Below are 25,958 nucleotides of genomic sequence, written 5' to 3' on the forward strand. Positions count from 1 at the left end.
ATTTTTACATTGATGCAATAATAACTATTGGCTTGGTATTGTTTGCTATAAACAAGTTGTTGTGAGTGTTTTTACTGATTTAGCTGAAATTTGTGTAAACAAAATGTTTTTTTAAAACCGCATCAAACCAAGTCAATGCGGTTGTTGTATAAAAGTTACACCTTAAACGTAATCCACGGCTTAAGTTTAACCACTGTTTGAATCAAACCGGCGTTTTGTTGTGCGTCAATCACCGGTGTGATAGGTTTATAGGCTGTGGGCGCCTCTTCACGTAGCCGTTCTTCTTTTAAGGTAATACATTGCCATGGCAAGTTAACCTTATCATATTCAACTTTTTTGCTACGCATAGCCTGTCGTCTTTCTGCTCGACCTGCACCATGTGAACAAGACCATAACCAATCAGCATTACCTTTACCCACTGCCACATAAGAGTGATCACCCATTGAGCCAGGGATTAAAGCTATCTGACCAGCATAAGCAGGCGTTGCTCCTTTACGATGAATATTCATCTCATGTTCAGGCAAAATGATATTGTGCGAAATGTCGACCACAAGTTGACTATTATCTTGATGAAAAATAGTTGCAAGTGATTTACGTATCAATTCGGTAATCACAATTCGATTAATCCAAGCATAACGCGCAGCAACGCCCATAGCTTGTAAATAGGCTTGTGCGTGACTATCTGTTAAACCAAACAATCCTGATTTTGGTTGCTTTTCATTAGTCGGCCATAAAGCTTTTGCTCTATCTTGCCAACGCTGACCAATGTAAAAACCGACATCACGCGATCCGGTGTGAATCATGACGACGACACTATTTTTTTCAAGACCTAATTGATAAGCTAAATGCCGATCGATAATATCATCAACAATTTGTAACTCGACAAAATGGTTGCCAGATCCGACTGTACCTAAACTCGCAGGGCGGATAATATCGCGCTTTTCAAAAAAGGCTTCAGGCGCATACTGACTATCTGCCTTAATTAAATGATGACCCGATATTTTATTAAGCTCCGCGTATAATCGTTCATAATTAACTGAATTCCACAAACCTTGCTGCGGTAACGCTGATAACCATGCTGCAAGACCTTGATCGAATAATGCTTGAAAAGATTGCGGTGTAACAGGTACATCGCGTTCATCTTGCAATAATACACGTTTTAATTGTGCAATAATTGTCGATTTTTGTTCACACACCTGATCAAAGCTTAAACCCGTGGTAAAAAGCCGCATACCGCAATTAATATCGGTACCAATTGCTGCCGGGATAATTAAATCCTGAGTAGTTGCAACAATACTACCAACAGGCGCAACCGCACCTGGATGAAAATCAGGTGTAGCACGAGCCATGCAAACTTTTCCTAAGCTATTAGGAACGGTCACTGATGCAAAGTTCAGAAGCTGTTCTACCGCTTTTTGCTCTAAGGGTAAAGAACTCGGTAACAAAATCTGAACAGATGTATTTTCTTTATTTAAAGTATAAATATCATTATTAAAATGACTTTCAATCCCAAGACGGGACAAACGTTTTTGTAAACGGGAAAATGTAGACATAATAGCCACCTAGAAAACAATAAAAAAGCGTCTCCTCAAATTGAGAAGATAATTACTGTTTTCCTGCAGCAGCACTATTCAGGAAAGCGGGCGTATTCTATACGCTGATTATTTATTTGTAAAGGATAAAATTGATATAGTAAGTCTGATAAATTTATTTTTATGACTCGCTCATTTGCTTTAAAATAGCAAACTCACCGATAAATTGATGAAGTCTATTTAAATCTGAAAGGTGTAATTGATGGTCAACCCTGACAGATCGATATGCAAAACAGCCGATCATTTTGGGTGATGATTTGTATTTTTCAATCCAAATATTGGGAACGTTTTCCTATGCTTCCGAAACTTGGCTTTGGGCTTGGGCAAGTGTTAACACACTATTTGCTTGCTAAAGATTAGCACGTGACTTTTAATGACGATTCGAAGCTAATTGCAGTAAAAGAAAAACATCACATCACTGCTGAATCTGATCATTTATCGCAATGGGTTAAATTCAATGGCTAGTGGGGGCTCACTCGTTCTAATTCAAAGTAAAATAGACAAATACGGTGATTAAATGGACAAAAAAGCAAAAAAGATTTTGTTTCAAACCTATTGGAAAAATGGCTGGAAAGACAAAAAAGAGATAAAAACAGAGCCTAGCGACTTCGCGTATGCGAAAGAAAAAGGATTAATGTTTGATCCCATTACCATATCACACGATGATTGTGTCAATAAAATCATAAACATCGTCTCCACAATCACACTTGAACACGTTGCCAAGGCCTTTTTGAGCAGCTTATCAACGCGGCGACTTGATTGGCGCTCAGGTATTGCATCATACTTTATCGCCAAATTAATGACAGCGCATCAATATACGCCTGTCGTGTCTGGTCAATCTTATCAAGATGGCCAAATGAGTCATTCATCCCATACGTGTCAGGTCTGCCGTGATCTCAAATATGGCATGATAGGTAATGAAAACTACGTCGAAGCAGATTTAAATATCTTAAACTTTGAACGAATAAAGTGGGGAGGAGTGCGTCATGGTGATTTACTTTATACCTACTTTGATCTCATGCAATTCACTAAACAGGCAATCTCTGAACCGACCAAAGATGATATAGCTATTTTAAAAGGGATATTAGCCATTATTGCATCTTGTCAGCAAGATGACTATCCGAGTTTACTGAGTGATAAACTGACAGATGTACCTAACTTTAAATCCAATCAAGATGAACGTAACACAGTTATTGAAATATTGGCTTGTGTGGGGATTTTACAACCCGCTTCTTATGAGCGCCCAACAAGGGGAAAACACGATTGGGTATATGCCACTTATTGGCGTGGTCAGGATAAATACAATCAACACATGGTAAAGCAATTATTTGGTCTTTAATGCATGGTCTCTAATTTGCTCTAGGGGCTGTTGAATCTCATCCCAACTCAGCCCAAACTTTGCCAAATACTTTTTGAGCCTGTCGGCATGATTACTCTTCTGTTTTTTGGTTCTCGAAACAACAAAAAGCTATATTTAACAATGACTTGTCAAAGCAGATAGTTTCTGCTCTTGTTCACATTGTGTAGTAAGTGATAAGCCCAACAGTGATGAAAAACAGATTTACCATTGAAGACCAAATCAAAGCAACGGCACATGTCGAATGTCGAAAAGATACTAATGTGATTAATGAAATCCCAATGGCATACAAAGATATTAATGCCGTTATGGCTGCACAAAATGAATTGGTCGAGATAATGCATCAATTAAGGAAAGTGGTGTGTGAAGAGGTAAAAATTATCGAGGAGCAATCCTCGATTTTTATTTAATCTTTACTACTATCAATATTAAATTACCAAACTTACTAATTACCATAATTTTCTTCGATAAGATATTTGCAGATTTTCCTTTAGGTTAGTGCAATGGGTTTCGCCTTGAAAACTGCCGTGCAATATTGAAGTTCAGGTGTTCAGGCGACCGAGGGGTTCAAACCAACCCCTCCGGCTCCCCGTTCCACTGCGCGTGGGGCGTAAGGGCGAATGTTTGAAAAATGGTTTACGTTAACTAAAATTTCTAAAATAAATTAATTATCAGTTTTTAACGGTTTTAACTGAATGTCAGGGAAACTTTCATATTCGCCTTCCCAGCCTGCATCTCCTGGGATTTTCGTGATCTCACCCCAACAAATTACATCATTTTCATGTATGCTATTTTGTGAAATATTTGTTTGAGGAATGCATGATTCAATGTGATTAGATAGATAACTTTCAAGCTTCGTATGATCAAAATTAACTTGATTAAATTTCGAAGCTAATTCAATAAGCGATATTAGAGCTAATAAACTAGCATTTGTACTATTATATGAAGGAGTCGTTCCTTTATGAATAAAATTATTCCTAGCCGCTCTAGCTTCATTTAGCAAAGAATATAACTTATCAGTGATTAAGTTTTGTTGGAAAAATATTTCAATTTTATGAGACGCATTCCATTGTTGGGACTCTAAAAACTTTCTTCTTTTAGGAATATTAATTGTTTTTGAATCATTAAGAATCAGTTTGTCCCATAAAAATTCAATTAATTGTTCAATCGTTATCCATGAGTTAGCTAAGGATTCTCTTAGTTGATGATTTTTATAATAAGTAAATGCGCCAATAAAAAGGAAAGGAGATAAATTTGTTAGCTTTGATAGAACCTTATGCCCATAGTTATAGGCCGAAATTAATGAATCTACCATAATTATTTCAGGCTTAAATAACTTTATTGCTCCTAATCCTCCTGCATCACCCTCTCCAATAGCTTGATGAAACTCAGAAAGTTGGCTATAAGTTTGGGTATAACGGTAATAACCTAATTCATTCATATGACCTTTTGATATCTCAAAAGGAGTAATTGCTTCAATATAAATGCCCCCTAAAAATATTGATGCTAAAATTCTATTTACTTCATCTATAACCAAATTATCATTTTGATAATTAGCCATGAGTGGAAGGATTAAACTTCCATCAAAACCAAATATTGCAGCCATTTTGTTTGAAAGGTGTGCATTAAAAGCCCGACTAGCACGATGAAGTTTTATATAATTATACTCGCCATTATTTATTTGTTCTAAGGTTGCTTCCCATTTATCACTGCTAGAGCGGGCTATAAGCCTAAATGGTTTTAAGCTGGCAATCAAAATTGGCACATAGATTGATGACATTACTTTATCTACCCTTATCAAATTTTATTCTTTAATTTTAGCTGTTTTCTTTTTGAGTATCTTCTGCACATCTTTTACATCAATTTCCATAATGATAGCTATTTGTTCAACAGAGACTTCTTTTTTGGCTAAGGCTTGAACTAATCGTTCCTTTAGTTCTCTTTCTTTTTTCTCCGCCAATTTTGCTATCTTCGCCTTTTCCTCTGCCGTTTTAACTTTGCTATTGGCAACCGCCAACTTCTCTTTAGCAATTAACTTTTCTTCTTTACGGATGCGTTCAACCACTTGATAAGTCGGTACGTATTTTAGGCTTTGTTCTAATTCGTCCATAAGCTTAATACTGCGGAAGCTGATATAGGTTTTTGGGGTGATAATTAGGTGGTCGATTAGGTCGATATTTAAAATGCGGCCAACTTGAATGAGGCGATCGGTGATATCTTTATCGGCATCCGACGGCGTCAGCGATCCTGACGGGTGATTATGTACTAATATCACGCGTGAGGCGTTTTTCATTACCGCAACACGAAATACATTCATCGGTTCAACATCGACCGATTTATAACTGCCAAGCGCAATCAGTTCAATGTAAAGAATATAACCAGCTTGATTCATGCCAATCATCCAAAGATGTTCTTTCTCTTGGTCGATTTGGTTATCACGCAATAACACACGCTGCATAATGCTGTACACATCGTCCGTGCCTTCAATATAGCGTTTGTCATGCTTGGTGAGTTTTATATCCATCTTATCGCCTTGTAAAATCAGTTAAAAAATAATATAGCATATTTTTCTTAGGCTTAGCAGAAGTTAATTAATCTTTGTTATACCTGTGCTGGCATATTTTATGTTTACCTGATAGGGTCATCGTAAACTGCAATAAAATACATTTAGCATTTAGATTGGATTATAATTCTCCTAATTTTTATTATAAAACGCCTAAAATAACAGCATATAATTCAATATCAATCATCCAATTTAATAAGTTTAACAGTATAAAATAGTTGGGCAATTTTTTGGCTAGTTCTTGCAATTGATTATTGCTTCAATGCAAGCTTACTCTTTAGTTTTTGTATCGCAATAATCGAATAATGACAGTATAATAAAATTGCCGGATAGATTATAAAATTGAGGGTGAAAAGTGATGTTACGCACAAAACACCCATAATAAACTCAATACTAAACAATAATTTATCATAACCACCACTCATGATTAATATATAGAGAACCGCTAATATAAAGCTAATCAGTACTCCAATAAGTACGCCATAAATTACTAATCCTATAGGTCGTTTTATTTTATTTAGAAGATAAATTGAAATAATAAAAAAACACAAATAACACAAACCATAAAATATTAAATAATATAATTCTGGTGGAAAACGATGATGTTTTTTTATAATTAAGGAATAACACCATTGGTAACTTATAAATGCTCCAATAACATTAAATGTAAATATAATCATCATGTTAATTGTTTTCACTAGTTTGTCCTTTTGTTGTTTTCAATTTTTCCATCACTTCAATTAAAAGCAAGTTAGCTACTTTATTCAAGACAAAATCATTTTTCTTTTGAATACTACTTATAAATTTTTTTTTAATCAATCTCAAGGTAGTTCTACGGACAAAAGTATGGATAAAGAGATAGATTCGCCACCGCCCCCAATTAAACGTAAAAAGAAGCTGATTATATTAACGCTATTATTTCTTTTTTTGGCTTTGGCTTATGGCGTTTATTGGTTTATGTTTAGTCGATTTAATCAATCAACTGATAATGCTTATGTTATAGGTAATCAGGTCCCGGTTGATGCGCAAGTAAATGGTGGAATAGTAGAGATTAATGTCGATAATAACGATTTTATTCAACAAAAAGATGTGATAGCAACGATCGATGCAGTTGATGCAGAAAATGAATTTGGTTATGCCAAAAATGCGTTAATCAAAGCGATTAGAGAGTTGCATCAAATTCAGATCACAAATGAAAAACTTTCAGCCAGCATTCAGTTAAAACAAGTCACGTTAGACAAACTTAAGCAAGATCTTGAACGCCGGGAGAATCTTTGGTCACGAAAGGTCATTTCAAAAGAAGAGATTATTCATGCAAGGCAAGATGTCGATTTTGCTATTAATGATTTAAATATATCTAAGCATGAATTAGCCATTAATAATGCGCTACTAATGAAAACGCCATTATTAGAACAACCAAGTGTTCAGCAAGCAATTTTTAAATTAAAACAAGCTTGGCTTAACTTAAAGCGAACCAAAATCACCGCACCGGTAACGGGATATGTCGCAAGGCGAAGTGTCCAAGTTGGTACACAAGTGACTAAAGGTGAGCGTTTAATGGTTATTGTTCCGTTGGATCAAGTATGGGTAGAAGCAAATTTTAAAGAGGTACAGTTAAACGATATTCGTATTGGTCAGCCAGTTACCTTAGAAAGTGATTACTATGGTGAAAAAGTTGAGTATAAAGGAAAGATAAGTGGTATTGCGATGGGTACTGGCGGTGCTTTTTCTTTGCTACCTGCACAAAATGCGACAGGAAATTGGATCAAAGTGATTCAACGGTTACCGGTACGGATTGAATTAGACAAAGCGCAACTTAAACAATTTCCATTACGTATAGGCTTATCAATGAATGTTAATGTGGATACACATGATACGTCAGGTAAGCTTTTAACCGATATTCCAGCGAAGACGATAAAATATCAAACGGATTCACTTTCTTTTGATGAAAGTGAATTTGAGCAACTCGTTGAGGATATTGTAAAAACCAATTTCTACGCTACGCAGATTATTCAATGAATCAAAGTAAAGCGTCCTCATTGCCTTTAACTGGCATCAGATTTATCTTACTAATTATTTTATTAGCGGTAATCGCGTTTTTACAGATTTTGGATTTAACAATTACTAATGTGGCGTTATCAACCATTACGGGTAATCTTGGTGCTTCAAATTCGCAAGGAACGTGGGTTATCACCTCTTTTGCTGTTGCTAATGCTATTTCGATCCCCTTAACGGGATGGTTAGCTCAGCGTTTTGGTGAAGTGAAATTATTTACTTATTCTATCTTATTTTTCGTAGTCACCTCTTGGCTTTGTGGTATTTCAAATAGTTTAGCCATGCTGATTTTTTCAAGATTATTGCAAGGTATGGTTTCTGGACCAATCATCCCTTTATCACAAAGCTTACTATTAGCGTATTGCCCGCCGGCCAAAAAAAATATGTCATTAGCCATATGGTCAATGACAATTATTATTGCGCCAATCTGTGGTCCTATTTTAGGTGGTTGGATTAGTGATAATTATTTTTGGGGATGGATCTTTTTAATCAATATTCCTTTCGGGATCATCATTTGGTTTGGTGTTCACCTTTTATTAAAAGATCGTGAAACGGCTACCAGCAAACTACCCATTGATAGAATTGGATTAGTTTTATTTATAGCTGGCGTGGGGTGTTTACAACTGGTATTAGATAGAGGAAAAGAGCTTGATTGGTTTAATTCTAATCAGATTATTATTCTTTCTGTATTAGCTGTTGTTTTTATTAGTTATTTTATTGTTTGGGAACAAACAACAGATTATCCAATTATTGATTTATCCGTTTTTAAATCCCGAAATTTTACCATTGGCACAATTTGTATCAGTTTGGCATTTTTACTCCATATTGGCACGCTGGTTATTCAACCACAATTATTACAACGTGTGTTTGGTTATACTGCAACTTACGCCGGTTTAGTGTTGGCGCCAATTGGTTTGGTTCCTATTTTTCTTGCACCAATAATTGGCCGATTTGCTTCAAATGTCGATATGCGTAAAGTGGTGACGTTTAGCTTTATTGTGTTTGCTCTCTGTTTTTTTTGGCGAGCATATACATTTGAATCAAACATGACCTTTGCTGATGCAGCATGGCCGCAGTTTTATCAAGGCTTTGCGATAGCATGTTTTATTATGCCCTTAAATATTATTATTTTATCTGATATTCCTATTCATAAATTAGCAATTGCCGGCAGTATCTTTAACTTTTTTAGAACGTTGTCGACATCAGTTGGTACCTCGTTAACCGCTACTTTATGGGAGCGTCGTGAAGTAATTCATCACAGTCAATTGACTGATATAAATACCCAAGCATTAAATTACACTTATCAACAATTCAATCAACAAGACCTATCTAATATGCAAGTATCAGCTATGTTGGCACAACAGATTACCAATCAAGGATTATTAATTGGCATTAATGAAATATTTTGGCTATATGGTATGATATTTTTAGGTTTGATTAGTATAGTATGGTTAGCAAAATCTTCGGTGAAGGTTAATTGATACTTGGCTAATTAAATCAACGTGATTTTTATGACAGGAGTAAAGTATCAATCAGTGGTATATTATTCAGATATAAAATAAGCAGGAGAGCGCATTTTGCATATTGATTCGGTGATTAAATTAGATGAACAAGAGTCAGCAACTTTGTACTTTCTCCATAACGTTAATACCGAATTTCATCGTCATCCTTGTTTACAATTAACGATATCACTGCACGATATTTTTTTAAGTTTAGAAACAGAAGATAAAAAGTATCGTGAATTTGGTTTTATTATTCGTTCAAATCTGCCACATAAATTAAATACAACTTGCGCTATCAATTTTTTACTCGAACCCGACGCGCCTTATTTTCATTTGTTGTCACATTTTACTGAAAACGATCCTATTTATCGTTTATCGCGTGAAGAAGCTTCAACACTGGCACAATATTTTATACATACTATTGAAAATAAACAGGTATTCGATATCCGGCATATTGTTAATCTATTATATCGCCCTAATACCAGTTGTCTTTGTCGGCAAGATAGTCGCATAGTTAAAGCAATTTCAATAATTTCGTTATTGCCGGTAAAACAGATATCCTCAAAAGACATTGCTGATAAAATTTATTTATCCGAAAGTCGTTTTTTACATTTATTTCGAGAAAATCTAGGTATTAATTTCCGAGGCTATCTGTTATGGAAAAGATTGCGTGATGTTATTAACACGCTTGACACATCGGCAACATTAACAACTTTAGCTAATGATATGGGCTTTGCCGATTCAGCTCACTTTAGCCGAACTTGTGTTGCAAGTTTTGGCTTAAGGCCCTCAGAGCTTAAACGAGCGTTAATTTATAAGCAAAAATTGCCAAACAATAAACATGGTAAACATATTTATTGTTTGCATAAGCAAAATTTAGATATAAATTAAACGATGAAAATAACAACAGTGGGATAGTTGCAATGGAACAGCGAATAAAACAAAAAATTACTGAACTAGAACAACACTATCATATCCATATTCTGTATGCTTGTGAGTCGGGTAGTCGAGCGTGGGGATTTCCCTCGCCAAATAGTGATTATGATGTGCGTTTTATTTATATCCACCCGTTTGATAAATATTTGGCTATTGACGATCCATCATCACACTTAACTTTTCCTGTAGATGATGAATTGGACTTACAGGGTTGGGATTTGAAAAAAACCTTGCAGTTGATACGTAAGTCCAATACAACACCTTTTGAATGGCTACAATCTCCAATTATTTATCAACAAAATGAAGCCATTGCGAGCCAACTGTGGCAACTGTGTGCCCACTTTTTTAATGCCCGTGGTAATATTTATCACTATTTAGGTATTGCCAAAAGTGCATTACAAAACCGTGATGGGCAGCAGATTGGCATAAAAAAACTGTTTTATGTGCTAAGACCACTATTGTGTGCTAAATGGTGCCTAGAAAAACGGCAAATTGCACCCATGTCAATCATCCCGTTATTAACGCTGTTACCGGATAGTTTACGCCAGCAAATTAATGATATTATTACATTAAAAGCAACCATGGTGGAATCAGCGCCAATTACCATTGCGCCAGAAATCTTATTGTTTATTGAACAAACAATGATTGATATCTCTGAACAAGTTCAATCTATCTGCGAACAACATTTTAATGCAGATAAATTAGATCAATTTTTTAGGCAAACATTAATGACTTTAAAATAGCGTTGAGGGAGGCTTAATGACAATTGATGATTTAAAAGCGCAAAACCTTATTTTGTTTGAAGTGATTAGTGGTAGTCGTTCGTTCGGATTAGCCACTGAAACATCAGATACAGATATCAAAGGGGTATTTTATCTACCTAAAGATAAGTTTTATGGGCTCGAGTATATTCCGCAAATTAGTAATGAAACCAATGATATTGTCTATTATGAATTAGGACGTTTTGTTGAGTTATTGCTAAAAAATAATCCGAATATTTTAGAAGTATTGGCTTCTGCACCGGACTGTATTTTATATCAGCATCCAATCATGCAGCAATTTACCCTTGATCTATTTTTATCCCAACAAACTAAACAAACCTTTGCGCACTATGCCATGTCACAAATTAAAAAAGCCAAAGGATTGAATAAAAAAATTAATAATCCCGTTGAGGTGAAACGTAAAACAGTCCTTGATTTTTGTTATATCATTCAAGGTCAGCATGCTTATCCTCTCACCAATTGGTTAAATGAAAAGCATCTTGAACAACACTTATGTGGTTTGGTGAATGTGCCACATAGTCGAGATTTATATGCACTTTTTTATGATGCATCGGGAGATTGCGGTTATCATGGCATTATTCAGCATGATGATTCGACTGAACTGTGCTTGTCGTCGGTGAAAGAAGGCACCCCAGTAAATGCTTACTTAAGTTTTAATCGTGATGGTTTTTCATCGCATTGTCGTGATTATAAGGCTTACTGGCAATGGGTTGCCGAACGAAATGAGCAGCGTTATCGTAGCAATATTGAAAATGGTAATGATTTTGATGCTAAAAATATGATGCATACCATTCGCTTATTACAAGTTGCTCACGAAATAATGACCAGAGGCACCATTACCAATAAATGCGCTAATCGTGATGAACTGCTCGCCATTAAAAATGGTCAATTAAGCTATGATGAGATTATAAATATGGCCGAATCATTACTTGTTGACATTGAAACCGCATCGCTAACATCATCACTACCTGAACAACCTGATTCAGCTAAAGTATTACAGATTCTGGTTAACATGCGAGAGTCATTGTATCAATATTAGTCGGTATGATGTGATTAAACAGCGTAATCTTTATTGATTACGCTGTTACTGGCTTTTATTAAAAGCCAATAATTAAAATTATTAATCTTCGTTCAATAGAAAATACATCGCTTCGTAAGGTTGCAATGTTAATTCCGATTCTAACGTTGTTTCATTTTGGTAATTACTCAATAATTTTTGCCAATGACGATTTTTTAATGCTTTAGGTAATTGCCATGTAACCGCATTTTCGGTCAGATTGGCTATTACAACTAATGTTTGATTGTTCCAATGTCTGGCATAACACCAACAATCAGCATTATCAGGCGTTAGATCTTGATAGTCACCGAAAATAAAAATTGGGTACTCTTTACGTAATTTGATTAAGGTTTGATAGCAATAAAAAATGGAATTAGGATCGTTAAGTGCAGCCTTAACATTGATTTTCGGATAATTGTTTGCCACGTCAATCCAAGGTTTACCTTGGCTAAATCCAGCGTTGGCGGTGTTATCCCATTGCATTGGTGTTCGGCTATTGTCCCGTGATTTACTGGCAAGAATCGCTAACATATCAGACTCTGACACACCTTCGGCAATTTTTTCTTGATAGATGTTAAGACTTTCTACATCTTTATATTGCGAAATATGAGTAAAATGAGGGTTTGTCATCCCGATCTCTTCACCTTGATAAAGGTACGGCGTGCCTTGTAGTCCATAAAGAATCATCGCGAGCATTTTGGCTGATTCAGTATGATATTGGGCTTCATTACCTAAGCGTGACACAATACGTGGCTGATCGTGATTACACCAGAAAATCGCATTCCAAGCTTTACCCTGCATACCTGTTTGCCAATAGCCCATAATCTTTTTTAATTCCACTAAATCGGGTTTAGCAAGTGCCCATTTATAGCCATTAGGATAATCAATCTTTAAATGATGAAAATTAAAGGTCATTGTCAACTCTTTGCCATCCAAACCGGCATATTTTTGACAGTTTTCAAGCGTAGTGGATGACATTTCACCCACTGTTTTTAAGTCATTAGGTTGAAAAACATCTCGGCTTAACTCTTGTAAAAATTCGTGTATTTTCGGGCCGTCCGTATAATATTTTCGCCCGTCACCATTCACGTCATCCAGAAAGTCTTGCTGTTTAGAGACCAAATTAATCACATCCAGCCTTAATGCATCGACGCCTTTATCCGCCCAAAATTGACAGACGTTTTTAATCTCTTGGCGGACGGTTGGATTTTCCCAATTGAGATCGGCTTGCTGCTTTGCAAACAGGTGTAAATAGTATTGTCCTGATTGCTCATGCCACTGCCAGGCTTTGCCGCCAAATTTTGATCGCCAATTGTTGGGTTCTGATCCGTCAGCTTTGGCATCTTTCCAAATATAAAACGATCGAAATGGGCTGGTTTTATCTAAGGCCGATTTAAACCATGGATGCTCTGTTGAAGTGTGGTTAAATACCATATCCATCATAATACGGATATCACGTTCATGCGCCAGCTTAACCAATAATTCAAAGTCGTCCATCGTGCCATAAGCCGAATCAATATCATAATAATCCGATACATCATAACCATTATCAACTTGCGGAGAGGGATAAATTGGCGTTAACCAAATCGCACTAATGCCCAAATTTTTAAGATAATCCAATCGGCTGATAATGCCTAATAAATCCCCCGTTGAACCAGTACCACTGGCTTGAAAACTTTTGGGATAGATTTGATAAATAGTACCATTTTGCCACCAAGGGATTTCATTCGTATTCATTGTTTGCTCTTTTTTTTAATCTGACATGAATTAACCATTCAATAATCGAATGGTTAACGGTTATTAAATCGTGCTTAGCGAATATCTAAGGTGCCTTTTTTCAATTTTATTTTATAAACAACTGCTGTTAAAACAATTGGCACAACTATAGCCACCAACATAGCTAAGGCATAAATTCCCCAATAAATCGGTTTAATCGATAAGATGCCTGGTAATCCGCCGACACCAATACCATTAGATAACACACCAAATAGACCACAAACTAAGCCAGCAAAAGCAGCACCGATCATGGCACATAACATTGGGAATTTATAACGTAAATTGATCCCGTACATAGCTGGTTCAGTCACGCCCAGATAAGCTGATATGGCAGCCGGAACCGACACTTCACGTTCGTTATGTTTTTTACTGACTAAAATAATACCAACAACCGCGGAGGCTTGAGCAATATTGGATAAGGCAATAATAGGCCAAATTGGAGTACCCCCCATATTTTGGGTCATCTGCATATCAATGGCTAATGTTGTATGGTGAATACCTGTGATCACCAATGGTGAGTATAAGAAGCCAAAAATAGCAGATCCGATAAAGGCATAGTCGCCAGTCATCAAATATCTAACTCCATAGGCAATACCATTACCTAACATTCGCCCTAAAGGACCTAATAAAAAATGCGCTAAAAAAACAGCAAGTAGTAGTGATACAATCGGAACAATCACTAAAGTAAGATAATCAGGGATAATTTTACGTAATCGCGTTTCGATCCATCCTAGTGCTAAACCGGCAAAAATCGATGGAATCACTTGTGCTTGATAGCCGACTTTTTGGATAGTGAACCAGCCAAAATCCCACACTTCAGGTATTTTACTGCCAAGATCGTAAGCATTCATCAATTGTGGTGAAACCAATGTTATGCCTAGAACAATCCCTAACACAGGCGACCCACCCATTTTTTTCACCGTTGACCAGCAAATCGCCACCGGTAGAAAATGGAAAATTGCTTCACAAGGTAGCCAAAGTATATTGTAAATAGGTGCTAACCAATGATAAGTTTCAATTAATGGCTTATCATCTATGGTGGGCATATCACCAATAATGTTGCGTAATCCTAATAACAAACCACCTGCAATCAAAGCAGGCAGCAAGGGTACAAAAATTTCAGCTAAGTTCGAAATTAATCTTTCAAAAAAAGACATATTTTGTTTAGATGCAGCTTTTGTTTGTTCTTTTGTTGCTTCAGTTAAATTTAACTGCTGCGTTAATACTTTGTAATAATCATCCACATTTGTGCCAATAATCACTTGAAATTGCCCAGCATTATTAAAGCATCCTTTGACAAAAGGTAACGCTTCGATAGCTTGGATATTGGCGGTTTTAGGATCAACCAAAGCAAACCTTAATCGAGTCAAACAGTGGCTAACACTCGCAATATTTTGTTTGCCGCCAACAAATTCAATTAATTGCATGATCGATTCTGTTGATATTTTCGAATCTTTAGCCATCGCAAGTCTCCTTTCAATTAGTACTTTCGCTGTTTTATTACATCAATAATTTGGCTATTTTATATAGGTAATTAGCATAAATTGAATTCAATAAATAATAAATGGGAACGTTCCCAAATTGTGATTCAATTCACAATTTTTAGTGTATAATTCGAATTTGATTAATTATTGATTCGTTAATTGGCAAGGAACCGTAATAGTTCTACCGGTAATTTTACCTTGTAACATATTAAGTAACTCTCGAGCAGCATAAATACCTGCCTTATCAAAGCCTAGTTCTATAACGACAGTTTGTGGAAACAGAAAAGTAAGCAGTTCGCTATGACCAACGCTAGCCACAACGATATGATTGAGTTTTTTTTCACTTAAATATTTATTCAGTCCTAATGCGATAGCATCGGTGGCACAAATGATAGCCGAAGGTGAATGCTTTAAAACTGATTCAGCAAGGTTATAGCCAGAACGGTAACTTAATTTGCCTAAGTAGGCATTAGGTATGGTGTGATGTGCTAAGCAACAATCTTGATAAGCTTGATATCGCAGTGCGCCAGTTGTTTGATCTTGCTTACCTACACCAATATAAGCAATATTTTGATGTTTTTTATTTTGGTGTAGATAGTTAAATAAATTTGTTACCGCCCCAACATCATCATAACAAACGCAAGTATATTCGGAAAATGATCTTGCCAATATCACACACCTATTTTTCCAGTCAGATAATAAAGATTTATCAAGTCCGGTAAAAGCAAATATCACCACCGCATCCGCTTGCTTCTCATTTAACATTGCTAGGTGTTCTTGCACCTTATCAACCTTAAATTGGCTTTCCATGATGATAGGATCGTAACCACGTTGGTAAAAAATAGGTAACATTGAGCGCACCGCTTGATTTTCAGACATCGAATCAAGGCGAGTTACAATAATGCCGATCACTTTATTACCATAACCACGCATTGCCCTGGCTGATTTAGATGGGGTAAATTGATACTGCTCAATTATCGCCATGACTTTATTACGCGTCACTTCTTTCACCATAGGATCGTGATTAATCACTCTAGAAACAGTGGATTTACTTACCCCACAAAGTTTGGCAATATCTTTAATGGTTAAGTTATTGGAAGACTCGCGCATAGTTAGTTCAGTGAATAAAAATCAGTTAAATCATAGTAATATAGTTTAAGGGAAATTGCGATATTCATATTGCATGACTCACTTTTCTTTTGAGCAAAAAATAGTATCTTTTGATGCAAAAAAAGCCATAATACTGTTGATGAAAAACGTTAATGTTTTTACAAAAAATACTTTTATCAAAAGCCAGCAATATGTTATTTAGTTGTTAAATAAATTTAATTAAATATTAAAGAATTTTAATCGTTATTTTATAAGGAACATATGAAAACACGCTATAAGATTTTCGGTGGTATAGCGCTTATGTTGGGCTTACAAGGTTTGGCATTGGCTAACCCAAAAGCAGCCACCGTTGAAGATGAATTTAAAGCTGCTTTATTCTGCCAAACTGAAGCTTTTGATGCGCGCGATGCCAAAACGGTAGCGCGACTTGGTGAACACAGTATTAAAGTTAAAAATTTGGAAGAAGACGGGCTGATTAATCAGGAATTTCATTTTGCCACACCGCTTAACATTGATAATGTTACAGTATCTGTTGTGCGTTATCTTGGTGATAGTGGGTCTTATTTTTTTGCTGTCGCTAGAGGGGATATGAATAATTTTGCTCAATCGATTGGGGCAAAGCCAATTCCTGATGAATTGAAACAAACGCTTTCTTGGGGCAATATCAATCAATATTATAAATATACAGCCCCTGTGACTACTGATAATCCTTATCCAAAAACTATTCTTATTGGTCGTGATCAAGACGCTAAAACCGGTGAATTTTATTTTGGTTGTCTGGAAGTGGATAACTAACTGTATTTGATTGAAGAATGGTAAGTGGTTTACCATTCTTTCTGGTTTTAATTGTGCGTTTTTAGGTATGTCTTTATGGTTGATTTGTAATTATTATTGCTGACTATTTTTTGATTTATACGCTTGTCCCCAATCTAACATCGCATCATGTACTTGTTTTAAACTTTGCCCGACTTCGGTAAGAGTATATTCAACTTTAGGGGGAACCTCTGCATAGACTTTACGATGAATAAGACCACTTTTTTCCATTGCTCTTAAATGTTGAGTTAACACTTTTTGTGATATGCCATTTAGTGATTTTTTCAATTCGCCAAAACGTTTAGTGCCGGTCAGTAAGTCGCGGATAATGAGTACTTTCCATTTATCACCCATTAGCATTAATGTGGTTTCAACAGGGCAAGGTGGTAAGTTGTCAATGGTTAACATGTAAATAATTCCTTTAAATTCAACAATAGTTACAAATTTGATACTATATTACTACTTAGTACCTACTTTACAATAGAAACTTTGAATATTAATCTAAAGACATTGTTTTGGCCATAGATGCTCAGTAAATTAAGCATTAACCAAAATTTAAAATATTTTATTTAGATAAGAAAAAGGAGTGGATAATGAAAATTGCAGTTATTGGTGCTAATGGTAAATCAGGTAGTTTGATTGTTAAAGAGGCGCTATCGCGTGGACATGATGTTACCGCCATTGTACGTAAAGCTGATGCGAAAGTTGATCCTAAAGCAAACGTGCTAGTTAAAGATCTTTTTCAACTTACATATGACGATTTGAAACCTTTTGATGTCATTATTGATGCGTTCGCGGCGTGGACGCCCGAAACCCTTCCACAACATCAAACTAGCTTAAAACATTTAACTGATATTTTAAGTGGTAAACCTAATCGCTTGTTAGTTGTTGGTGGAGCGGGAAGCTTGTACGTAAATCCAGAACAAACAGTTCGTTTAGTTGATACACCTCAATTCCCTGACGAGTTTAAACCACTAGCCAATAATATGGCTAAAGGCCTTGATCAATTGAAAAAATGCAATGACGTACAATGGACCTATTTAAGTCCAGCCATTGAATTTATCGCTGATGGACCAAGAACCGGTCATTATACCTCTGGCGGTGAGCAAGTTTTATTCAATAGTAACGGTAAAAGCCACGTTAGCTATTCCGATTATGCAATTGCTATGATCGACGAAGCTGAACATGCTAAACATATTAAACAACGTTTTACTATTGTTACTGAGTAATCTTTAGACATCACCTTACATTAAGCCGTTTTAATTAATGTAAGGTAGTTAAAACTGATCACCTTTCCCCCCAATAAACCACTCTATTTATCAACTAATAATAACCATTTTTATCGTATTTGATTGATTAGCTGTTTATTAATCATTTACAGATAAATTTAGGAAAATAGGATAAGTGAATACTCGAATTCGTTTAGTACTTTATACGATTTATATGATAAATGTTGTGTCATACATTAACAACTTTAGCTAATGATATGGGGTTTGCAGATTCAGCTCACTTTAGCCGAACTAGTGTTGCAAGTTTTTGATTAAGACCATCAGCGCTTAAACGAGTGTTAATTTATAATCTAAAATTGCCAAACAATAAACACGGTAAGCATATTTATTGTTTGCATAGGCAAAATTCAGCTATAAATTAAACTTTAGGTAAAAATAGGCAAACTAATCATGCTGCTTAATCTGGTCAAATTCTATTAATGTTATTTTTATTCATATAGTTATCATATACATTATATTTTATTATTATTATTGAGATAATTCCCTCATTTCATCTATGGTAAAAAATAGAGTATTGCGCTAAATTAAATGTGTTTTTATAAAAATGGATGAAATTATGGAAAATAAAACAACAAATAAAGTAACATCTTGGGAATTTTTTCAGAGTTTAGGTAAGACATTTATGCTACCTGTAGCTTTGCTCTCATTTTGTGGGATTATGCTTGGAATTGGGAGTTCATTAGCTAGCCAGGATGTGCGGGATTTACTTCCTTTCTTAGATAATGCCTTTTGTATTACCATTTTCACATGGATGAGTAAAGTTGGTTCTTTTGCATTTAGCTTTCTTCCGGTAATGTTTGCAATCGCTATTCCTTTAGGCTTAGCTAGAGAAGATAAAGGCGTTGCTGCTTTTTCTGGTTTTGTTGGTTACATCGTACTTAACCTAAGTATTAACTTTTATTTGACTATTTCTGGTATTTTACCGACTACTGACCCAGCTGTTTTAAGAGCTAATGATATTCAATCGATATTCGGTATTCAATCAATTAATACTGGTATTTTAGGCGCTATTTTTGTTGGTATTTTGGTTTATATATTACATGAACGATTCCGAGCAATTCGTTTGCCAAATGCATTAGCTTTTTTTGGTGGTAATCGTTTTGTGCCAATTATTACAACTGTTACTTTCGGTATTTTGGGATTATTAGTGCCTTTAATTTGGCCATTTTTCGCCAAAGGTATTAGTGGATTAGGTTATATTGTCAATAGTACTGGTGATTTTGGTCCATTTATTTTTGGTACTGGCGAACGACTATTATTACCTTTTGGATTACACCATATTTTAGTTGCTTTGGTGCGTTTTACTGATGCTGGTGGCACAATGGAAGTCTGTAATGAAACAGTTAGTGGTGCATTAACCATATTCCAAGCACAATTATCTTGTCCTACAACGACTGAATTCTCAGAGAGCGCAACGCGATTTTTGTCTCAAGGTAAAATGCCATCATTCTTAGGGGGATTACCTGGAGCGGCATTAGCTATGTATGTCTGCGCTAAGCCAGAAAATAGACATAAAATAAAAGGATTGCTAATTTCAGGTGTTGTGGCTTGTACTATTGGTGGAATAACTGAACCATTAGAATTTTTGTTCTTATTTGTATCTCCAATTTTATATGTTATTCATGCTGTTTTAACTGGACTTGGTTTTATGGTAATGTCTCTGCTCGGTGTAACAATTGGTAATACTGACGGTAATATTATCGATCTTGTGGTCTTTGGTATTTTACATGGTACGTCCACTAAATGGTATTTAGTACCCGTTGTTGCTGCTTTTTGGTTTGTTATTTACTTCTTTATTTTTAGATTTTTCATACTTAAATTCAATATAAAAACTCCAGGCAGAGAAAGTGATAACGAATTTGATACCGATAGCACTCCTCAAGCTAAGAATAATTTAGCGACTAATTCTGGTTATAACACTATTGAAATTCTTGAAGCATTAGGAGGTGTGGATAATATCATCTCTTTGGACAATTGCATTACTAGATTAAGATTGTCTGTAAAAGATATTAATCTTGTCGATGATGCTAAATTAAAAGCTAACAAAGCTATTGGCGTGGTTAGACTTAATGATCATAATTTACAAGTGGTGATCGGCCCCCAAGTTCAAGTTGTAAAAGATGATTTACAAAAACATTTGAATAATTAATTATATACCCTAAAGGAAGAGTACTTATACTCTCCCTTTTGTTTGCAAGGAATATGGACATGACGTTATCAAACGACATTTTTGATTTTGACCAACCTGTTAATCGATTAGGGACATGGTGTACACAGTGGGATTATGTTCAAGATCGTTTTGGCGTTGCTAATTTAACACCTTTTACCATTTCAGATATGGATTTTAAAATAGCACCTTGTATCAAAAAAGCACTGGAAAAAAGAATTGAACATGGGGTTTTAGGTTATAGTCGTTGGAAGAATGAAGAATATCTAGGTGCTATTAAATATTGGTTTTCATCTCAATTTGATACCTTAATTGATCCTGAAATGATTGTCTATGGCCCATCAGTTATTTATATAATATCAAAATTAATTTCTTTATGGAGTGACGAAGGGGATAGTATCGTATTGCATACTCCGGCATATGATGCTTTTTATAAAACCATTTTGGGTAATAAAAGAAAAGTACAATCATGTCCTTTAATTAAACAAAATAATAATTGGGAATGTGACCTAAATTATCTTGAAACAATCTTATCTAAAAAAGATGTCAAAATACTATTGTTATGCAATCCTCATAACCCTACCGGTAAGGTCTGGAATCACGAAGAGTTAAAGGTTATATCGAGTTTATGTGATAAATATAATGTGAAAGTCATTAGTGATGAAATTCATATGGATATGGTATGGGTTGGCAAGCATATTCCATGGAGCCAATATGGTAAAAATAACTGGGCTATAGTTTCTTCTGCTTCTAAAAGCTTCAACATTCCTGCTTTAACCGGTGCTTACGGTATCATCCAAAGTGAAGAGACTAGAAATGATTATCTACAACAGCTTAAATCTTGTGATGGACTCTCATCACCCGCTGTTTTGTCATTAGTTGCAACAATTGCTGCCTATCAGGAGGGTTTACCTTGGCTTTCTCAGTTAAAAAGTTATTTGCAAGCTAATTTAAATTTTGTTGCTGATGAATTAAATAAAGCGTTTCCTCAATTAAATTGTACTCCTCCTGATTCAACTTATTTAGCTTGGATTGATTTAAGATCGTTTCATTTAAATGATGAGAAATTACAACATCAACTTATCTTTAAAGAAAAAGTTGCCATTATGCCTGGATCCACCTATGGAGATGCCGGACTAGGTTTTTTAAGATTAAATGTAGGTTGTGCCCGCAGTAAAGTAGAAATTGGAGTTAATGCCATAATAAAATCCATTAAAGATATAATAGATTGATTTTTTGTAAGATAAAATCTATATAAAAATATAGTATATTGAAACTTTATAAAAAGTATTTTCGATAGAGCAAAACGTCGTTCTTATTTAAGTAAGTAACACTTTACATAAATAACAAATAGAACCTAGTTTTATACTGATATTAATAATTAAAATACATCACCATTTAAATTGAAAAAATATAAATTAAACGGATTTAAATGGTATAGGCTTAAGAATGTACTGAACGTATTATTTATTTTTATGATTGAGCTTTCTTGACATAAAGGGTTATTTTTTACTCGTTAATATCAGTTTCAGCAAAATATTTATTCTATTTACTAAGAATAAAATTTTAAGCTATGAACGAGTATTCTAAATTTAACTTTTAGTAATATTTTAGTTAAGCAATTTCTTTTCAAATTTTTTTGAATTATAAATTATTGGTATTTTGATTGATTTTAGGGTCAGTAATTAAATTCTAATTAAAGATTAGTTTTTATTTTATTAATAAGCTGTTTATTAATATATATGTAATAGGTGTAGTTATATAAGTGTAAATTTCTACATCATTATCTTTGCAGCACCAAATAACAATGTGGTTTATTTATATGGCTAAGAATCTTAAAGGTAATGATATTATTTCTTTCGCTAAAATACTAATTCCTACTTTAGGAAAAAAAGAACGTTTAGTGGCAAACTTTATTGTCAATAATTATGAAAACCTCAATGTCATTGGCATAATTGAATTATCAAAGCAATTAAAAGTCAGTACTGCTTGCATAACTAAAGTTGCTAAAAAATTGAAATGTAGTGGTTTTTACGATCTTAAAAAAGCTATTTCGGTTAATGAGGAAGAACAACAAAAAGCTGAATTAATAACTCGCTATGAAGATGTTTTGGAACAAACTTTTTTAAGTTCTATATTAGCATTACAAGAATCATTAACCTTGATTGATATGAAGCAGTTTAAACAGGTGGTTTCGTTATTGGTTAATATTAAAGATAATAACAAAATAGTTATGGCTGGGTGTGGTGGTTCAGGTGCTATTTGCGAAGATTTTTGCCATAAATTGCTAAAAATAGGTATTTTTTCTAGTGTATATCGTGATTCGCACTTACAACAAATGAGCGCCTCGTTGTTAGAAAAAGGTGATATTGTTATTGGTGTCTCTCACTCAGGAAAAACCGCAGATATTGTTAATATGCTAAAAATAGCCAAAAATAATGGTGCAACAACAATATGTATGACAAATTATGTTAATAGTCCAATTACTTTCGTTTCCCATCATCCTTTAATTTGTTCAGTTAAAAATCACCCAATTACTGGTGAAAATGCCACCACCAGAATCGTATTACTCAATATTTTAGATGCTATCTTTACCATACTGGCCATGCAAAAAAAATCTAGCAGCCAATATAACTTATTAAAAACTCAAAATTCAGTAAAAAATAAACGGTTGTAATCATTATTCAACAGTAAATGATTTCATTAATTTGCTGGTTGTTTTAATTATTTTGAATAATATGATAATAAAATTATTTATTACCATATTATCTAGAATTATTAGTATAACGTTGGAGAATTATTTTATAGCTAGTTTTTTATTTGCTAATTCATCCGGAGTTTTTAGTAATGGTGTCAATACAGCACTAAGAACATAAAGCCCAGAATAAATACCTATTACGCCTCCAGCTCCAAGTGAAGTATAAAAAATGGCTGTAATTGCGGGCGCTATAAATGCGCCTAAACCAGCGCCTAAATTAAGTATAGACATTGCTGCACCTTTATTGTCGGGAGCTAACATTGGGAATAAAGCGGATAAAGGTACATAACCGGCCATAGTTACACCACATAAGCATAAAACCACTTCCATGACGTAAAAGTTATGCCCAAATAACTGTGGAACCAACCAAACTAAAATTAGTACGATAGCATAGCTTACTCCCCCAACCCACATGATGGTATTTCTCCAACCAAAGCGATCACCAAAGAAGCCAAAGAATAGATTTGCAAAAATTGCCACTAAAAAGACAGCTGACCACATATGGAGCCATTCGGTTTTTGAATAACCAAAGCTAATTAAATAAACTGGCAGGAAAGTTGCAAGTCCATATTGAGCCACGCCATTAATTGATTTGACGATTAAACCGATGGACATGACTGGGCGTTTTAAAATAGTTATTGCTTTGACTAGCTCGGCTGTACTAAATGGGTGGATCTCTTCATCCGGAACTTTATCTTTATTCACTAAAATTGCAAATAAAGCGCCAACAATAACGAAAATCATTCCAGTCCACAGTAAATGTATTTCCCCCATTATTGGCAACGCCATTGCTGAAAACCAAGGACCAATAACACTTAAACCAAGAGAAAAAGTAAACCAAAACCAGCCTACAGCCGTTGATCTACGTTCAACAGGGGAACTATAGTTAATCCACACTAAGAATGAATAAGCAAAGAGTGGGTAACCAATCCCCCTAATTGCATAAAAAGGCAACATCCATATCATTTCCATATCGCGTAAACCGATACCGATAAAACCAACACTGCCAATTACAAAAGCGATAACTCCAAAAAACATTACTTTTCTTGGACCAAGTGTTTGTACTAAAACACCAGTGATCCATGCCGCAAGGGTAACTGTGACACCATAAGCCGTGATGAGGTATGAGGCTTGGACTACAGAAAGTCCACGTTCTACCATCCATATTGAAATCCAAGCCTGTTCTAGCCCATCTCCTATCATAAATATTGTTAACCCAATATAACCCCATAGTAAATTTTTGGGTAAACCTAACTTATCAAACATAGTAATCTCCAAGCAACCAGGTTGCATAAAATAAAAAAAACGAGATAAAATGTTTATACTCAAGTTATATTAAGATGCTGTTCCCTCAACAGTTTTCGACAAATTAAGAAAATTATTGTTTATAGTTTTTTTAAAATGCCTAATATTTATGTAAATTAAATATTAATTTATTTAAAGTAGGCTATTTAATCTAAGGCGTTTAGTCACATCCTCATATCTTTTGGGCATCTTCATAATAATTTGGTATAGAGTTATTTATCACTGTTATCATTAATTAAAGACATTAATAATTTTTGTATTTTTATTGCATCTTGATTACGGATGATATCTGTCATATTATCCATACCGACTTTATCAATAAAACATGCTAACTTTTTATACATTCTTATGTTTTGTGCACATTCCGCCACTGGATCTTCACGCGTTGGGAATGTATCGAAATAAATGAGACCTGAAAAATTAACTCGTTTAGCGTAGTAGATATACTCTAAAGTTTGCATTAAATGTACGGAACCAAGCATTAGACCATCATCGGTATGACCGTAACCATCATTCAAATGAAAACCAACCAAACGTTTTTGTATTGAGGTTAAGAATAGAGAAAAGGCAGGGTTTTCTTTTTTCATTATCATATGGCAAAAATCTAGAGTGACACCTAAATTAGGGGCTCCCACTTTTTCGATTAATAAAAGCGTTGAGGCACAATCACCAATAAATGAGAAAGTTCTAGGCTCATATGGTTTATATTCAAAGCTAAACTGAATATCTGGATTAGGTAAAATTACACGACGTAATGCATCTACTAGTAACTCATAAGCACGAAAGTAATCTTGTTGGAAACAATAATCATAGCCATCATAACCAAACCACAATGTCACCGTATTTCCACCAAGAAAGCGGCACATTTCTACTGCTTCTAATGTAATCTTAATTGCTTTTTCGCGGATCGCTTCATTAGGATTAGTAAATTCACCATCAATAAACTCTTTATTATAACGAAGAGCAATACCACCCATATTTAGATTGTTATTTTTAATGGCTTGTTTAATCTCGTGTTTGTCTTGGTTTATAAAATGTTCAGGATAGTTAAGTTCAATATGAGTGAGTCCTTGTACTTGACCCATGCGAGCGATGAGATCACAAGTTGTCATATTTATTCCAGCTTTATAAAGTTCAGGGCGAGATCGAAAAGAATTTATACGTGAAGAAAATTTCATAATTATTTTATCCTTGTTTGTTTTTTTTCTTGTTATAACGAATATTTTTATGGAGGTAAATGTAAGCAATTAGGTGTTACTGAAAATAAAATTAACTGAGCTAATATGATGTAAATATTTTATTTTTAGTAAAATAATTAATTAAAATCTTTTACATTTTGTGATTGGTTTACACTTTATTTATTATGATGCTAATTCGGTTTTTCTGGACAAGCGGTAAAAATTAAGTTGCTT

General features: G+C 34.7%; 22 protein-coding genes and 1 pseudogene. 13 read left to right on the forward strand and 10 right to left on the reverse strand.

Translation table 11 applies throughout. The features are described 5' to 3' along the window. Window positions 1-155 precede the first annotated feature (155 nt). Window positions 156-1,553: an RtcB family protein gene (locus tag A9G09_RS00365; protein ID WP_065632942.1), complete on the reverse strand. Its 1,398-nt coding sequence runs from the start codon at window positions 1,551-1,553 to the stop codon at window positions 156-158. A gap of 317 nt (window positions 1,554-1,870) precedes the next feature. Between A9G09_RS00365 and A9G09_RS13135 the strand changes: the two genes are divergently transcribed. From A9G09_RS13135 to A9G09_RS00375, 3 genes and pseudogenes are all read left to right on the forward strand, one after another. Then, the gene (locus tag A9G09_RS13135; RefSeq protein WP_369126349.1) at window positions 1,871-1,945 is read left to right on the forward strand and encodes a hypothetical protein; all 75 of its coding nucleotides are present in this window, start codon (window positions 1,871-1,873) and stop codon (window positions 1,943-1,945) included. A 164-nt stretch (window positions 1,946-2,109) separates the two neighbouring features. Next, window positions 2,110-2,931: a hypothetical protein gene (locus tag A9G09_RS00370; protein ID WP_065632943.1), complete on the forward strand. Its 822-nt coding sequence runs from the start codon at window positions 2,110-2,112 to the stop codon at window positions 2,929-2,931. 124 nt (window positions 2,932-3,055) lie between these two features. After that, a pseudogene (locus A9G09_RS00375) lies at window positions 3,056-3,359 on the forward strand (RtcB family protein); the annotation flags it as partial. Window positions 3,360-3,613: 254 nt separating this feature from the next. Here the strand turns inward: A9G09_RS00375 and A9G09_RS00380 are convergent. The 3 genes from A9G09_RS00380 to A9G09_RS00390 all read right to left on the reverse strand — a co-directional run bounded on the left by A9G09_RS00380 (window position 3,614) and on the right by A9G09_RS00390 (window position 6,210). Beyond that, window positions 3,614-4,729: a hypothetical protein gene (locus A9G09_RS00380; protein WP_065632945.1), complete on the reverse strand. Its 1,116-nt coding sequence runs from the start codon at window positions 4,727-4,729 to the stop codon at window positions 3,614-3,616. Window positions 4,730-4,753: 24 nt separating this feature from the next. Further along, entirely contained in the window at window positions 4,754-5,473 is a 720-nt protein-coding gene (locus A9G09_RS00385) for a JAB domain-containing protein (protein ID WP_081297407.1), read from the reverse strand. A gap of 290 nt (window positions 5,474-5,763) precedes the next feature. Then, complete coding sequence (locus A9G09_RS00390) at window positions 5,764-6,210, reverse strand: hypothetical protein (RefSeq protein ID WP_065632946.1); 447 nt, start codon at window positions 6,208-6,210, stop codon at window positions 5,764-5,766. Between the two features lie 148 nt (window positions 6,211-6,358). On the opposite strand from A9G09_RS00390, the gene A9G09_RS00395 reads away from it, so the two are divergent. From A9G09_RS00395 to A9G09_RS00415, 5 genes are all read left to right on the forward strand, one after another. Further along, window positions 6,359-7,531 (forward strand): HlyD family efflux transporter periplasmic adaptor subunit, encoded by a 1,173-nt coding sequence (locus A9G09_RS00395; protein ID WP_065632947.1) that lies wholly within the window; start codon window positions 6,359-6,361, stop codon window positions 7,529-7,531. Further along, on the forward strand, window positions 7,528-9,048 hold the full coding sequence (locus A9G09_RS00400) for a DHA2 family efflux MFS transporter permease subunit (protein WP_065632948.1): 1,521 nt from the start codon (window positions 7,528-7,530) through the stop codon (window positions 9,046-9,048). The genes A9G09_RS00395 and A9G09_RS00400 overlap by 4 nt, the downstream gene beginning before the upstream one ends. Before the next feature lie 96 nt (window positions 9,049-9,144). Beyond that, window positions 9,145-9,960 (forward strand): helix-turn-helix domain-containing protein, encoded by an 816-nt coding sequence (locus A9G09_RS00405; RefSeq protein ID WP_065632949.1) that lies wholly within the window; start codon window positions 9,145-9,147, stop codon window positions 9,958-9,960. A gap of 32 nt (window positions 9,961-9,992) precedes the next feature. Further along, a complete protein-coding gene (locus A9G09_RS00410; RefSeq protein WP_065632950.1) occupies window positions 9,993-10,748 on the forward strand; it encodes a nucleotidyltransferase domain-containing protein in 756 nt (251 codons plus the stop codon). Window positions 10,749-10,764: 16 nt separating this feature from the next. Continuing rightward, the gene (locus tag A9G09_RS00415) at window positions 10,765-11,826 is read left to right on the forward strand and encodes a nucleotidyltransferase domain-containing protein (RefSeq protein ID WP_065632951.1); all 1,062 of its coding nucleotides are present in this window, start codon (window positions 10,765-10,767) and stop codon (window positions 11,824-11,826) included. Between the two features lie 81 nt (window positions 11,827-11,907). Here A9G09_RS00415 and treC read toward each other — a convergent pair whose 3' ends face one another. From treC to treR, 3 genes are all read right to left on the reverse strand, one after another. Next, window positions 11,908-13,581, reverse strand: a complete 1,674-nt coding sequence (treC, locus tag A9G09_RS00420) for an alpha,alpha-phosphotrehalase (RefSeq protein ID WP_065632952.1) — start codon at window positions 13,579-13,581, stop codon at window positions 11,908-11,910. Between the two features lie 74 nt (window positions 13,582-13,655). Next, on the reverse strand, window positions 13,656-15,083 hold the full coding sequence (gene treB, locus A9G09_RS00425) for a PTS trehalose transporter subunit IIBC (protein WP_065632953.1): 1,428 nt from the start codon (window positions 15,081-15,083) through the stop codon (window positions 13,656-13,658). Between the two features lie 165 nt (window positions 15,084-15,248). Beyond that, a complete protein-coding gene (treR, locus tag A9G09_RS00430; RefSeq protein ID WP_065632954.1) occupies window positions 15,249-16,214 on the reverse strand; it encodes a trehalose operon repressor TreR in 966 nt (321 codons plus the stop codon). Window positions 16,215-16,475: 261 nt separating this feature from the next. Here treR and A9G09_RS00435 point away from each other — a divergent pair, with 261 nt between their 5' ends. Beyond that, entirely contained in the window at window positions 16,476-17,009 is a 534-nt protein-coding gene (locus A9G09_RS00435; protein WP_065632955.1) for a hypothetical protein, read from the forward strand. A gap of 93 nt (window positions 17,010-17,102) precedes the next feature. On the opposite strand, the gene A9G09_RS00440 is transcribed toward A9G09_RS00435, so the two are convergent. Further along, entirely contained in the window at window positions 17,103-17,435 is a 333-nt protein-coding gene (locus A9G09_RS00440) for a helix-turn-helix domain-containing protein (RefSeq protein ID WP_065632956.1), read from the reverse strand. A gap of 185 nt (window positions 17,436-17,620) precedes the next feature. On the opposite strand from A9G09_RS00440, the gene A9G09_RS00445 reads away from it, so the two are divergent. From A9G09_RS00445 to A9G09_RS00460, 4 genes are all read left to right on the forward strand, one after another. Beyond that, window positions 17,621-18,256 carry an NAD(P)-dependent oxidoreductase gene (locus A9G09_RS00445; protein WP_065632957.1) on the forward strand — a complete coding sequence of 212 codons (636 nt, stop codon included), beginning with the start codon at window positions 17,621-17,623 and terminating at the stop codon, window positions 18,254-18,256. A gap of 616 nt (window positions 18,257-18,872) precedes the next feature. Next, on the forward strand, window positions 18,873-20,465 hold the full coding sequence (gene malX, locus A9G09_RS00450; protein ID WP_065632958.1) for a maltose/glucose-specific PTS transporter subunit IIBC: 1,593 nt from the start codon (window positions 18,873-18,875) through the stop codon (window positions 20,463-20,465). Window positions 20,466-20,542: 77 nt separating this feature from the next. Next, window positions 20,543-21,715, forward strand: coding sequence for a MalY/PatB family protein (locus tag A9G09_RS00455; RefSeq protein WP_065632964.1), 1,173 nt, complete (start codon window positions 20,543-20,545; stop codon window positions 21,713-21,715). 590 nt (window positions 21,716-22,305) lie between these two features. Continuing rightward, a complete protein-coding gene (locus tag A9G09_RS00460; protein WP_065632959.1) occupies window positions 22,306-23,160 on the forward strand; it encodes an SIS domain-containing protein in 855 nt (284 codons plus the stop codon). Window positions 23,161-23,280: 120 nt separating this feature from the next. Here A9G09_RS00460 and A9G09_RS00465 read toward each other — a convergent pair whose 3' ends face one another. Both A9G09_RS00465 and A9G09_RS00470 read right to left on the reverse strand, forming a co-directional pair. Then, window positions 23,281-24,507, reverse strand: coding sequence for an MFS transporter (locus tag A9G09_RS00465; RefSeq protein ID WP_065632960.1), 1,227 nt, complete (start codon window positions 24,505-24,507; stop codon window positions 23,281-23,283). Between the two features lie 251 nt (window positions 24,508-24,758). Next, on the reverse strand, window positions 24,759-25,724 hold the full coding sequence (locus A9G09_RS00470) for a sugar phosphate isomerase/epimerase family protein (protein ID WP_065632961.1): 966 nt from the start codon (window positions 25,722-25,724) through the stop codon (window positions 24,759-24,761). Between the last annotated feature and the right edge of the window lie 234 nt (window positions 25,725-25,958).

It is taken from the genome of Gilliamella sp. wkB292 (assembly GCF_001690235.1).
Taxonomy (GTDB): domain Bacteria; phylum Pseudomonadota; class Gammaproteobacteria; order Enterobacterales; family Orbaceae; genus Gilliamella; species Gilliamella apicola_F.

What these genes read in the sequence shown, in the direction of transcription:
- A9G09_RS00365 (WP_065632942.1), bottom strand. Translation starts at nt 1,553, where the DNA reads ATGTCTACATTTTCCCGTTTACAAAAACGTTTGTCCCGTCTTGGGATT.
- A9G09_RS00370 (WP_065632943.1), top strand. Translation starts at nt 2,110, where the DNA reads ATGGACAAAAAAGCAAAAAAGATTTTGTTTCAAACCTATTGGAAAAAT.
- A9G09_RS00380 (WP_065632945.1), bottom strand. Translation starts at nt 4,729, where the DNA reads ATGTCATCAATCTATGTGCCAATTTTGATTGCCAGCTTAAAACCATTT.
- A9G09_RS00385 (WP_081297407.1), bottom strand. Translation starts at nt 5,473, where the DNA reads ATGGATATAAAACTCACCAAGCATGACAAACGCTATATTGAAGGCACG.
- A9G09_RS00395 (WP_065632947.1), top strand. Translation starts at nt 6,359, where the DNA reads ATGGATAAAGAGATAGATTCGCCACCGCCCCCAATTAAACGTAAAAAG.
- A9G09_RS00400 (WP_065632948.1), top strand. Translation starts at nt 7,528, where the DNA reads ATGAATCAAAGTAAAGCGTCCTCATTGCCTTTAACTGGCATCAGATTT.
- A9G09_RS00410 (WP_065632950.1), top strand. Translation starts at nt 9,993, where the DNA reads ATGGAACAGCGAATAAAACAAAAAATTACTGAACTAGAACAACACTAT.
- A9G09_RS00415 (WP_065632951.1), top strand. Translation starts at nt 10,765, where the DNA reads ATGACAATTGATGATTTAAAAGCGCAAAACCTTATTTTGTTTGAAGTG.
- treC (WP_065632952.1), bottom strand. Translation starts at nt 13,581, where the DNA reads ATGAATACGAATGAAATCCCTTGGTGGCAAAATGGTACTATTTATCAA.
- treB (WP_065632953.1), bottom strand. Translation starts at nt 15,083, where the DNA reads ATGGCTAAAGATTCGAAAATATCAACAGAATCGATCATGCAATTAATT.
- treR (WP_065632954.1), bottom strand. Translation starts at nt 16,214, where the DNA reads ATGCGCGAGTCTTCCAATAACTTAACCATTAAAGATATTGCCAAACTT.
- A9G09_RS00435 (WP_065632955.1), top strand. Translation starts at nt 16,476, where the DNA reads ATGAAAACACGCTATAAGATTTTCGGTGGTATAGCGCTTATGTTGGGC.
- A9G09_RS00440 (WP_065632956.1), bottom strand. Translation starts at nt 17,435, where the DNA reads ATGTTAACCATTGACAACTTACCACCTTGCCCTGTTGAAACCACATTA.
- A9G09_RS00445 (WP_065632957.1), top strand. Translation starts at nt 17,621, where the DNA reads ATGAAAATTGCAGTTATTGGTGCTAATGGTAAATCAGGTAGTTTGATT.
- malX (WP_065632958.1), top strand. Translation starts at nt 18,873, where the DNA reads ATGGAAAATAAAACAACAAATAAAGTAACATCTTGGGAATTTTTTCAG.
- A9G09_RS00460 (WP_065632959.1), top strand. Translation starts at nt 22,306, where the DNA reads ATGGCTAAGAATCTTAAAGGTAATGATATTATTTCTTTCGCTAAAATA.
- A9G09_RS00465 (WP_065632960.1), bottom strand. Translation starts at nt 24,507, where the DNA reads ATGTTTGATAAGTTAGGTTTACCCAAAAATTTACTATGGGGTTATATT.
- A9G09_RS00470 (WP_065632961.1), bottom strand. Translation starts at nt 25,724, where the DNA reads ATGAAATTTTCTTCACGTATAAATTCTTTTCGATCTCGCCCTGAACTT.